Source organism: Flavobacterium sp. 25HG05S-40 (assembly GCF_052654735.1).
This window is the reverse complement of sequence record NZ_CP199750.1, coordinates 2700170-2712501: the sequence shown is the minus strand read 5'-3', so window position 1 is coordinate 2712501 and position 12332 is coordinate 2700170. Positions and strand designations below refer to the sequence as shown.

10 protein-coding genes are annotated in these 12332 nt (G+C 36.0%); 4 read left to right on the top strand and 6 right to left on the bottom strand.

The window, feature by feature from the left end; genetic code table 11:
- Positions 1-220: 220 nt before the first annotated feature.
- From rlmB to ACULEU_RS11725, 6 genes are all read right to left on the bottom strand, one after another.
- A complete protein-coding gene (rlmB, locus tag ACULEU_RS11750; protein WP_445452766.1) occupies positions 221-955 on the bottom strand; it encodes a 23S rRNA (guanosine(2251)-2'-O)-methyltransferase RlmB in 735 nt (244 codons plus the stop codon).
- Between the two features lie 64 nt (positions 956-1019).
- Positions 1020-1532, bottom strand: a complete 513-nt coding sequence (locus ACULEU_RS11745) for a lipid-binding protein (RefSeq protein ID WP_445452765.1) — start codon at positions 1530-1532, stop codon at positions 1020-1022.
- Between the two features lie 10 nt (positions 1533-1542).
- On the bottom strand, positions 1543-2283 hold the full coding sequence (locus ACULEU_RS11740) for an immunoglobulin-like domain-containing protein (protein ID WP_445452764.1): 741 nt from the start codon (positions 2281-2283) through the stop codon (positions 1543-1545).
- Between the two features lie 11 nt (positions 2284-2294).
- A complete protein-coding gene (locus tag ACULEU_RS11735; RefSeq protein ID WP_445452763.1) occupies positions 2295-3752 on the bottom strand; it encodes a SusD/RagB family nutrient-binding outer membrane lipoprotein in 1458 nt (485 codons plus the stop codon).
- Positions 3753-3763: 11 nt separating this feature from the next.
- Positions 3764-6940, bottom strand: coding sequence for a SusC/RagA family TonB-linked outer membrane protein (locus ACULEU_RS11730; RefSeq protein ID WP_445452762.1), 3177 nt, complete (start codon positions 6938-6940; stop codon positions 3764-3766).
- A gap of 97 nt (positions 6941-7037) precedes the next feature.
- Entirely contained in the window at positions 7038-8714 is a 1677-nt protein-coding gene (locus tag ACULEU_RS11725) for a hypothetical protein (RefSeq protein WP_445452761.1), read from the bottom strand.
- A 163-nt stretch (positions 8715-8877) separates the two neighbouring features.
- Between ACULEU_RS11725 and rpsL the strand changes: the two genes are divergently transcribed.
- From rpsL to rpsJ, 4 genes are all read left to right on the top strand, one after another.
- Positions 8878-9261: a 30S ribosomal protein S12 gene (gene rpsL, locus ACULEU_RS11720; protein ID WP_007136570.1), complete on the top strand. Its 384-nt coding sequence runs from the start codon at positions 8878-8880 to the stop codon at positions 9259-9261.
- A 61-nt stretch (positions 9262-9322) separates the two neighbouring features.
- Positions 9323-9799 (top strand): 30S ribosomal protein S7, encoded by a 477-nt coding sequence (rpsG, locus tag ACULEU_RS11715; protein ID WP_445452760.1) that lies wholly within the window; start codon positions 9323-9325, stop codon positions 9797-9799.
- A gap of 10 nt (positions 9800-9809) precedes the next feature.
- Positions 9810-11966 (top strand): elongation factor G, encoded by a 2157-nt coding sequence (gene fusA, locus ACULEU_RS11710; protein WP_445452759.1) that lies wholly within the window; start codon positions 9810-9812, stop codon positions 11964-11966.
- A gap of 11 nt (positions 11967-11977) precedes the next feature.
- Positions 11978-12283: a 30S ribosomal protein S10 gene (rpsJ, locus tag ACULEU_RS11705; RefSeq protein ID WP_136151632.1), complete on the top strand. Its 306-nt coding sequence runs from the start codon at positions 11978-11980 to the stop codon at positions 12281-12283.
- Positions 12284-12332 lie beyond the last annotated feature (49 nt).

Here is a 12332-nt window from a genome sequence, read left to right as displayed (position 1 = left end):
ACATAGTGTGACCAAAAAAAATGGTCACACTATGTTTGGTCACACTATTTATATACTAACTTTTTTTAAAGAGATATCGAGTTTTTAGATGTATAGAAAATCTAAAGACGATAACTAGTATGCCAAATAGCTTATCCTTTAGCCCCGATAGTAATGAAATGGATATCGGGAATAAGGATTTCTGATAGTTTCCAAGCCTTTCGCTCCTAAAAAAATGACGTTATTGTCTTTGTCGCACTGCCTCGTAAAGAAAAGCACCGCAAGCTACAGAGACGTTTAACGAACCAATAGTTCCAAACATTGGAAGTTTGGCTTTTTCATCTACAATTTTTAGCACTGAAGGATTGATACCACGATCTTCACTTCCCATAATGATGGCAACGGGTTCGTTCAGAGCAATATCATAAATGTTTTGGTCTGTTTTTTCGGTTGCCGCAACAGTTTTGATGCCACTTCCTTGAAGATGAAAAATGGCGTCTTTGATGTGTTCCACTTTACAGATAGGAATATTGAATACAGCACCTGCAGAAGTTTTGACAGTATCCCCATTTACCGGAGCTGAACCTGCTTTTTGGACGATAATCCCGTTTACACCTGTGCATTCTGCCGTACGGATAATGGCTCCAAAATTTCGGGCATCACTTATTTGATCTAGGATTAAGAATAAGGGCATCTTTCCGCTTTCCAAAACTTGTTCTATCAAGGTTTCTAAATCCTGAAACGCAATAGGTGAGATGGTTGCCACAGCACCTTGGTGATTATTGGCGGTAAGACGGTTTAGTTTTTCAACAGGAACATAAGAGAAATTGATGCTTTTTTGTTTCATCACTTTCAGCAATTCTTTCATTAAGTCGCCTTGCGTATCGGATTGAATAAATACTTTGTCTATTGCTGCACCCGATTGAATTCCTTCTATAATTGCTCTTATTCCGAAGATTTGATGTTCTTTTTCCATGGCGCAAAGATATAAAAAAACCACCAGTGAAAACTGGTGGTTTTTGATATTAATAAAATTACATTTATGGTAATTCGTCTTCTAAGAAACCTGTTCTTTTGTGACCCCCAAACTTGTAAACAGTTCCTGGATCCCAATCAAATTCAGCTTCAAAGTAGATACTGTCAACTGTGTGACCTCCGAAAGATTGTGCAGCAGCTTTCCAGATTTTACCATTGGTAACAGTAACTGTTCCTCCAGTGTAGAGTTCATCTGCATCAACTTGACCAGCAAAAGTTAAGTTTGTCATATCTAATGCTTGTACTTTTGTTTTGATTTCAAAAAACTCATCGTGATCATCAATCCAGAAATTCTCATCATTTGATGACGCGTTGTAAGTTGAATATAAATGATATCCACCACCAAAAGCTGGCGTAACACCATCCGGTTCAAATCCTATTATATGCCAATCTCCGGCAAATTTTTCTGTAGTTGTTCCTCCTGGATTTGGTTCTCCGCCTTCATCACAAGAGTTAAATGTTACTAAAGAAAATATTGCTAATGATGCAATAATTATTTTGTTTTTAAATTTATTCATTTTAATAATATTAAAGTTGAACTTGTGTTAAAGTTGCCACAAATGTATAAGCTGTAGGAGCTGTCCAAGTACAAGTTAGTACTAATTTTTTTAGAACAGGATCAACAGTTAAACCTATGATATTAGCAGTTCCTCCAAATCCGCTATTTGTCAATGGATTTCCAGGAAAAGTAAAATTATTACTTGGAATATCAACCGCATTAATGGTTCCACCTGGTGTAATATAACCTAATCCTAAAGCTCTACCGTATTGATACCATCCGCCAAAAGCGTCAGATATTTCATAGGTACCGTCACCATTTTTCCAGATATAGAGGTATCTAATGTCTCGATAAGCGGCACTTGGAGTAACACCATTTCTACTTATGGTACATGTGTAAACCCCTTCAATGCTATCTACTAGGTTACCGGTTTTGTAAACTATTACTTTTCTGGAAGCAGATGCATTAAAGCCATCAACATTGGTTGCAGTATAAGTTACTTGATATTCATCTGTTATAGCAGTATTAATGCTGCTTTCTCCTCTGAATACTCCAGTAGCAGTTGCCACGTATGGAATTTCAACACCACCTTCTGTTGCTATAGCGCCTGGATCAGTGTAAGTTGAACCTTGTGCAACAAATACAGGATCATCACCTAGCACTTCGATAAGTGGATAGTTCGTTATTTTCGACACGCCTCCTGTTGTATCTTCTTCGCAAGATACAAAGAGTGAACTTGCAAGGATTACTGATAAAATTATTTTTTTCATAATATTTTTTTTTAATCCCACCAAACTGGGGTTGTTATTGGTACTAATGCCGGGGCATTTGGATTGGCATTTCTTTCACTCAACGGATACTGAATTCTTTTTGGGAATAGACTTCCGGTAGTTGCTTCAACAGAAAGTGTTATTTGTCCTGAAACATAAGCACCATTTGACTGAGGTACTGTCGAAGTTCTAGGATAATCTGTTCTATTTTTCTCAAAAAATGCTTCAAATCCATTTCCTGGGAAAAGAGCAATCCATTTTTGTGTAATGATAGCTTCAACTTTTTGCTCAAGAGTTCCTGAAACAGGGTATGCATATGCACCAGCTAAGAAACCAGAAGCACCTGTTACAGCGTTTCTTGTAAAATTAGCTGTTACGGCAGCATCGTAAAGTGCTTTTGCACCAGCTCCACCGCTTACTCTTTCCAAAGCTTCTGCTTGAAGCAATAAGCTTTCTTCAAGTGACATAAACAGTACAGGTGTAGTTGCGTTAAGTTTTACAAGCGCAATTGTTCCTGCACCTACAGTATTAAGAAAGTCACCTTGATTTAGAGCATTTCCTGTTCCATAGTAAGCGCCTCTTCTTGGGTCAACATTATCAATTAGATACGATGATAGTGTTCTACTCATTCTTAGGTTGGTTGCTACGTTTAATCTTCTAATGATATACTCATAAAGTGGATTACTTTGATTGATGGCATCAGTAAAAATTGGGTTTCCAGCTGAATCTTCAATCATACCAGCGTCTTGATCAAGAAAATCTACTCCACTACTCATTAAAGCTGTAATACCTGCTGTCGCCACCGCTGCTCTTGAACTATAAGTTTGTCTCATAAAGATTTTTAACTTAAGCGTGTTAGCAAATTTTGTCCAAGCATCCATATCACCTCTGAAAACCAAATCATCATTTGCTGGAATTGGCCCTACAGATGTAGATAAATCTTTAGAAAGTGCATCATCTAAATCCTGAATCATTAAATCATATACTTCTTGACCGGTATTAAAACGCGGTGCTATTATGGCACTGTTACTTGCTTCTTCGTACGGAATGTCACCATACATATCGGTTAAGATTTGTGAAGCTTGAACCTCGAGTGTTGTAGCAATTAAGTAATATTTCCAATTTTCTTCAGCTAATGCTCTTCTTTTTACATTGCGGATATCTCCCAATGCATCATACATACCATCCCAAATAAAGTTATAATCGGCAGTACCTGCTGAGTAATTATCTATGTCTTTAAATTGATTAGCTGCATTACTTTGCGTCCAATATTGTGACCAAAAACCACCAAATATTGCCATTCCAGCACCTTCTGAACCTGCTAAACCTGATATTCCTGCTGGTAATTGTGCAGAAAGAGGAGCATTGTTTGGATCTAGTAAATCTGGATCTTCATTTATATCCAACTCTGTGTTACAACTAACAAACACAGTTGATATCATAATTATACTATATATAAACTTTTTCATTTTGTAATTTTTTAAAAGGTTAATTTAAGAGTAGCACCATACGAACTTTGTGAAGGATTAGTTCCAAATTCCCCTTGCTCGCTTAACAAACCTGTTCCAAAAGTAGACAACTCTGGATCAACATAAGAGTTATCGTCTGGTGTCCATAAAGCTAAGTTTTTACCATAAATTGTAAATGATGCACCTGTGATACCAGTGTTTTTCAATAGTTTTGATGGTAGGCTGTATGTTAGAGAGATATCTCTCAATCTTACAAAAGTTTTGTCGATTACGTGATCAGCTTCTCTTCCAGGATTACTTTGAGTATTATAGAAATCTGTAACACCTTCAAATGTTATTGGAGTAGTATTTTCTGAATAGGTACCATCGCCATTATCTACAACTGAGTTAGGGATAATAAATGGATTTCTATCATTGTATACAGTTTCAATACCGTTTCCTGTAAAATATGAAAGACGTTTAGTGTAGGAATACATTTCACCGCCTTGCTTCCAGTCGAAACCAAATGATAGAACTAAGTTTTTATAGGTAAATTTGTTTTTGAAACCCATAACGAAATCTCTTTCTGAAGACCCTACGATTTGTTCGTCTGGAGATTCAACATAATAACCGTCACCATCAACAATGTATTGACCAGCGTCGTTTCTTGTTGGAGTAAAAGTTGAGAAAACACCTAATGGTTGGCCCACAACAGCGTTGAAACTAACACCATAATTTTGTGCTAGCAAAACCTTCTCTGTATCTCCAATTACATCGGTAACTTCTGAATTGTTTTTAGTAAATGTTGTTGTGAAATCCCACTGAAAATTATCGGTTCTGATTGGAATTAAAGTTAAAACAAGCTCAATACCTTTGTTAGTTAAATCAACGGCATTTTTGGTTTGAGTTGCATAACCAGTAGATGTAGGGATAGGAAGGTTTACTAATAAACCATCAGTCTTTTTACTGTAAATAGCAGCATCTAAATTAACTCTTTTCTTAAATAAACTTGTTTCAAAACCTAGTTCAATCTCAGTTACAAATTCAGGTACTAAATCTTGGTTTCCTAGGTTTCCTAAATATTCGTAACCGTTTACACCACCAATTGGTAAGAAAATATTACCAAATCCTAAAAAAGCATTACCTTGAGTCAAGGCGGAACTAGTTTGATAAGGACCAGTATCATTAGCTAATTTTGCATAACCAGCTCTAAATTTAAGGAAGTAATCATTACTGTCTACGGCAATTGCACTTAAACTCGCAGAAGGGTAGAAGTAAGAGTTAGCTCCTTTAGGCAAAGTAGAAGTCCAGTCATTTCTTCCTGTTAGTGTCAAATAAAGTCTGTCCTTATATGAGGCTTCAAAAGAACCAAAAATAGAGTAACCTCTTCTCAAAAGATCATTTTGAGCTACTTGCGGTTTAACGGAAGAGTTAGAAAGCTCATAGAAATAGGGAATATCTAGATTGGTAATAGAAGATAATAATACAGATGTTTTTCTTTCGTTTGTTCCAAATCCACCAAATGCATTGATGTTGAAATCTTCTTTAACTTTAGTGTTGTAATACAAAATTAAATTGGTGTCAAATTCAATAAATTCATTAGATGATTCAGTAACACCACCAACTACTGCATTAGCTCCTCCGTCAGCTTGCGGACTACCTGGGTCGAAAGTTACTTTTGCTCCGTAAGACTTTACTTTTTCTAATTTGTAATCTCCACCAATTTGGTAGCTTAATGATAACTTTTTGTTGAAATTGTAAGTAAGATTGGTGTTTCCGTAGAAGCGATTTCCTTCAATAAAGGTTGAGTTTTCGTTAATTGACCAATATGGATTGGTTGCATAAGGTGTAAAATAATTACTATTATTATTATACGGATTATTTGTATAATCAGCTAAATCAATTACACTAATGTCTCTCGGTACCTGTAAAATCTCCTGTGAGAAAGTGTTTCCTTCTCCAGCATCAGTACCTTGACCTGTATTAACAGCGTTTTGGTCTTTTTTTACAAAATTTACACTAGCTTTAAAACTTAATTTATCACCTGTCATGCCACCATTTACACCAAAAGTTCTTCTTTTAAAAGAATCAGCATTTGTTGGAATGATACCGTCTGAATTTACATCAGAAAAACTAATAGAGAAATTTGAATTTTCGCCTCCACCACTAACTCTAGCTGTGTTGGTAAATGTACTTCCTTGCTCGTAAAAGTCTTTCATATTATCTTCTAGAGCTACATAAGGTTTAATTTGCTGTGCATTATTAATAATAGCGCCCCATGGTCTTACTTCACCATTAAAAGCTGGTCCCCATGAACCATTTTCATTACTCGCAGTGTTTCCTGGTTGTCCAGCCCAATTTGACCATGAATGTGCATTCCATCCTTGACCAAATTCATTTTGGAATTTAGGAACTCTGGCTACATTAGAAAAATCAGCTGAATGTGAAGTTTCTACAGTAATTTTAGATTTGTTTTTGCCTGACTTAGTTGTAATAAGAATTACACCATTAGAAGCTCTTGACCCATATAGTGCAGAAGCAGCAGCTCCTTTTAAAATGGTCATGTTCTCAATGTTGTTTGGATCGATGTCACTAATTCCATTACCTGCATCAAAACTTCTAGTGTTACCTGTGCCACTGCTTGTGCCATTGGTAATTGGTGTTCCGTCAACAACATATAATGGAGATGCATTGCCAAAAGTATTGTAACCTCTAATTACCACTTTTGAAGATGCACCGACCTGAGCAGGAGCAGTAATGTCAACCCCAGCTACTTTACCCGAAAGTGACTCAAAGATATTGGTATTGTTTACCTCGGTAAGATCTTTTCCACTTACAGAAGCAGTTGCTGAACCCAATGCTCTTTTTTGTCTTTTGACTCCAAGTGCTGTTACCACAACACCTTCTAATTCCACCGCGTCGTCTTTCATCTTCACTTTCATTGTTGTAGATGATGCCGCTACTTCTTGCGTTTTCATCCCAACGAAATTAAAGACAAGTGTTTGACTTGCAGTTGCCTTGATAGAGAACTTTCCATCAAAATCGGTTTGCGTGCCCAGATTGGTTCCTTTTACAAGAACATTTACTCCAGGAAGAGGAAGTCCACTGTTGTCAGAAACAACTCCGGTAACCACTCTGTCTTGTGCAAAAGAAATTTGCACCAATAACGCTATAAAAAGCGTCAAGAATCCATTTAACTTTGTTTTCATTATTTAATTTGGTTATAATTAGTAAATCAAAAGTCTTAAAAAATTCTTAAAAAACCTAACGAGTGAACATAAAATTTAATGTTAAAGTTACAATAACTTAAAACACAGCTTTAAAGCTAATGTGAACAATAGAATTAGATAATTTGATAGGTTGATTATTAGTGCTTCCATTGGCATACACAATATTGAACAACCCATTTTTGGTTAGTAGTCCAAATCCAAACCCCATTCCAAGAAGATTCTGGTTGTTGTCTGAAGTTTTGTCTTGAAGATAGGCATAATCTATTATAGTATGTGCGTATAAGCCAGAAGATAGAACGTAACGATATTCCGTCAGAATGGAGCCAAAAAGATTCCCTTGCAAACTATTTTCGTTAAAACCTCTAATTGAGTTTATGCCGCCAAAGCGCTGTAGCTCGTTCACAATATAGTGGTCACTTTGAAGATAAAAGTTGTGGGATTTAAAATTAACAATGTTTTTTTCGTTTAAATATACATTGTGTTTTAGGAAGAGGCTGCCAAAAAGCTGATTGTCTGAAATTAGTTTGGCATCTCTTTTTCCGACGCCAAGTTTTAAATCGATTTGTGTCTTTTCTGGAAAAAGAAAATCATCGGTCTTGAAATTTAAAAACTCCAACGAGGTTGTTATAAAGGAATTATCAAAATCAGTCAAACTAGAAGAGTTTATATTTTGAATATCGCTAGATTCAGTTGATTGATAGCCAAGATATAGTCTAGTGTTATAATTAAAGTAATAGCCCAAGTCTAAAGCCGTCTTTGTGTTTTGAAAGGTGCTGTCTTGTTTGAATATGTTTAATTCTGCTTTAAGTCCAATCGGACTTTTGAACACATACGGTATTTCCGCACTAAGGTTGAAGGTTTTTTGATCCTGACCATCACTTTTCCAATACAAAGCCAATTTTTCGCCTGAATTCAGGATGTTGTTCAATATTAAATCAAGATACCCGCTCAAAATCATTTTTTTGTTTTCATCGTTGGTAAAGCCAACGTAACCATCAAACGTATTAGGTTTTGCCTTTTCTAAATACACATATATTTTGGTGGAGTCTTTGGTGAAAAGAATTTCAGGATACTTCGTCTGCTTCACAAATCTGAATTTCTCAAAATCAGTATAAAGACGGTCTAGATTTTTTTGATTGAAAACTTTATTGCGGTAAAGTCGAACTATATTTTTTTTGTGACCAATAGGAAACTTATCATAACCATTGATGACAATATTATTTACTTGTCTTTTGATTTCTTTTGTAACTGATAAATCTGCTTTAAGGAAGTCTTTGTATTGTTGAATGTTTACAAGTTTTACTTTTGCCATTGAAAAACCATAGGCTTCTAATTTTTTTAAAATGGCGTTTAGAAAAGATTCGTTTTCTTCGTAAGGAAGTGTCAGCGTGTCTTTTTTAATGTTGTAAACACTTGTAATATCATTCTGAAATTCCTTCGCTATATATATATGTATAAATTTTATTTTTTTACCAAGACTATATTTATAAACAAAAGTAGAATCGTTTGATTTAAGGTTTTCGTGTAACTGACTTTCTACAAATCCTTTTTTGGTCAGTTTTTCATAGAAGGAATAATTCTCGTCGATTATAGATTTAGCATTTTTATGTTTTAAAGCATAGCCGATGCTGTCAATAATTTTCGTTTCCCAATCATTCTGCCCCACAATTTTAAGTTGAAATTCCTGTGCTGAAAGATTCCAGATGTTGATAAGAAATAAAAAAAGGAAGAAAATCTTTTTCAAGAGACACATTTATTTGCTTCAAAATAACGCAAAAAATCTGTTTTTATTGTTGTTAATCTAATTTGTTTGAAAATTAATTAATTACGATTTGTTTCATTGAAAAATATTACTACATTTGCAACCCCTAAAAAAGCGGGAATTTAATAAATAAAAGAAAAATTAGTATTTAATTATGCCAACAATTCAACAATTAGTAAGAACAGGAAGAACTCAGATCACTAAGAAGAGTAAATCGGTTGCTTTAGATTCTTGTCCTCAAAGAAGAGGTGTTTGTACGCGTGTTTACACTACTACTCCAAAAAAACCAAACTCAGCGATGCGTAAAGTAGCGCGTGTACGTTTGACTAATGGAAATGAAGTGAATGCTTACATCCCAGGAGAAGGACACAATCTACAAGAGCACTCGATAGTATTAGTGCGAGGCGGAAGAGTAAAAGATTTACCAGGAGTTAGATACCACATTGTTCGTGGTGCGCTAGATACATCTGGTGTAGCAGGAAGAACGCAACGTAGATCTAAATACGGTGCAAAACGTCCAAAAGAAGCAAAAAAGTAAATCTAAACTAGTTATCTGATTCTATTGAAAGATAAAAAATCGGTAACAAAAAAACGAAGAAATGAGAAAAAGAGCGGCAAAGAAAAGACCACTTTTACCAGATCCTAAATTTAACGATCAGTTAGTAACACGTTTCGTGAACAACTTGATGTGGGATGGTAAGAAATCAACAGCTTTCAAAGTATTCTATGATGCCATGGAAATCGTAGAAGCAAAAAAGAATAATGATGAAAAATCATCATTAGAAGTATGGAAAGATGCTTTAACAAACGTTATGCCTCACGTAGAAGTACGTAGTCGTAGAGTAGGTGGAGCTACATTCCAAATTCCAATGCAAATCAGACCAGACAGAAAAATATCTATGGCCATGAAGTGGATGATACTTTATGCTCGTAGAAGAAACGAGAAATCGATGTCAGGTAAACTAGCTTCTGAAATCTTAGCTGCGGCTAAAGAAGAAGGTGCTGCTGTTAAAAAGAGAATGGATACTCACAAAATGGCAGAAGCAAATAAAGCATTCTCTCACTTTAGATTTTAATATTTAAGAAATGGCTAGAGATCTAAAATTTACAAGAAATATCGGAATTGCTGCTCACATTGATGCTGGTAAAACAACAACAACAGAGCGTATATTATTCTATACTGGAAAATCACACAAAATTGGTGAAGTGCACGATGGTGCTGCAACAATGGACTGGATGGCACAAGAGCAAGAAAGAGGTATTACCATTACTTCTGCAGCAACTACTTGTGAATGGAGTTTTCCAACTGAGCAAGGTAAACCATTACCAACTTCTCAGGATTATCACTTTAACATTATTGATACCCCAGGGCACGTTGACTTTACTGTAGAGGTAAACCGTTCGTTACGTGTATTGGATGGGTTAGTTTTCTTATTTTCTGCTGTTGATGGTGTTGAGCCACAATCAGAAACGAACTGGAGACTTGCTGATCAATACAGAGTTCCACGTATGGGCTTCGTTAACAAAATGGACCGTCAAGGTTCTAACTTCTTAATGGTTTGTCAGCAGGTTAGAGACATGTTGAAATCAAACGCTGTTGCTATTACGTTGCCAATAGGTGAGGAAAATGACTTTAGAGGAGTTGTGGATTTAGTAAAAAACCAAGCTATCGTTTGGCATGATGCAACTCAAGGGGCAACTTTTGATATTGTTGATATTCCTGCGGATATGGTTGCGGAAGTTAAAGAATATAGAGATATTCTTATTGAAGCAGTTGCTGATTATGATGAGAACCTTCTTGATAAATACATGGAAAATCCAGATTCTATCACTGAGGAAGAAATCAATAACGCACTTAGGGCTGCAACGATGGATATGGCTATTATTCCGATGATTGCTGGTTCTTCATTTAAAAACAAAGGTGTTCAATTTATGTTGGATGCTGTATGTAAATATTTACCATCTCCTTTAGATAAAGAAGGTATTCAAGGTATTCACCCTGATGACCAAGATTTATTGGAAGAAGATCAAACCAAAATCTTACGTCGTCCTGATGTAAAAGAGCCGTTCGCAGCTTTGGCATTTAAGATCGCTACTGACCCTTATGTTGGTCGTCTGGCTTTCTTCCGTGCTTATTCAGGTCGTTTGGATGCAGGTTCATACATCTTGAACACACGTTCAGGAAACAAAGAAAGAATTTCTCGTATCTACCAGATGCATGCTAACAAACAAAACCCAATCGAGTACATCGAGGCGGGTGATATTGGAGCAGCAGTTGGATTTAAAGATATCAAGACTGGAGATACGATGTGTGATGAAAAACACCCAATCATTCTTGAGTCAATGAAATTCCCGGCACCGGTAATTGGTATCGCTATCGAGCCAAAAACCAAAGCCGACGTTGATAAAATGGGTATGGCTTTGGCTAAATTGGCTGAAGAAGATCCAACATTTACTGTAAGAACAGACGAAGCTTCAGGTCAAACTATTATCTCAGGAATGGGTGAGTTACACTTAGACATCCTTGTAGATCGTATGAAGCGTGAATTCAAAGTTGAAGTTAACCAAGGTGAGCCTCAAGTTGAATACAAAGAAGCTTTCACAAAATCTGCTCAGCACAGAGAAACTTACAAGAAACAATCAGGAGGTCGTGGTAAATTCGGTGATATCGTATTTAGGCTGGAGCCTGCTGATGAAGTTGACGGTAAAGTTCCAGTAGGATTACAGTTTGTTAATGAGGTTAAAGGTGGTAACGTTCCTAAAGAATACATCCCATCTGTAGAAAAAGGATTCAGAGAAGCTATGAAGCAAGGTCCATTAGCTGGATACCAAGTGGATAGTTTGAAAGTAACTTTATTGGACGGATCTTTCCACCCAGTGGATTCTGATGCTCTTTCGTTTGAATTAGCGGCAAGAATGGGTTACAGAGAAGTTGCTAAAGCTGCTGGAGCTGTTATCTTGGAACCAATCATGAAGATGGAAGTTATCACTCCTGAAGAAAACATGGGAGATATCGTAGGCGATATCAATCGACGCAGAGGTCAGGTGAATGACATGGGAGACAGAAACGGAGCTAAGACTATCAAAGCTAATGTTCCTTTATCTGAAATGTTTGGATATGTAACTACATTAAGAACATTATCTTCAGGTAGAGCAACCTCTACAATGGAGTTCTCTCACTACGAACAAACTCCTTCTAATATTTCAGAAGAAGTAATCAAAAAAGCAAAAGGTAACGCTTAATTCTTATCAAGATGAGTCAAAAAATTAGAATAAAATTGAAGTCTTACGATCACATGTTGGTTGATAAATCAGCAGAAAAAATCGTAAAAACTGTGAAAAGCACAGGTGCTGTTGTAACAGGTCCTATTCCGTTACCTACACACAAAAAAATATTTACTGTACTACGTTCTCCGCACGTTAACAAAAAAGCGAGAGAGCAGTTTCAGGTAAGTTCATACAAAAGATTGCTAGATATCTATAGTTCTTCTTCGAAAACTATCGATGCCTTAATGAAACTTGAATTGCCAAGTGGAGTTGAAGTAGAAATCAAAGTATAACGAAATCAATTTCTGGAATGAGTATCAGAAGTAGTTTTATTTCTGATAC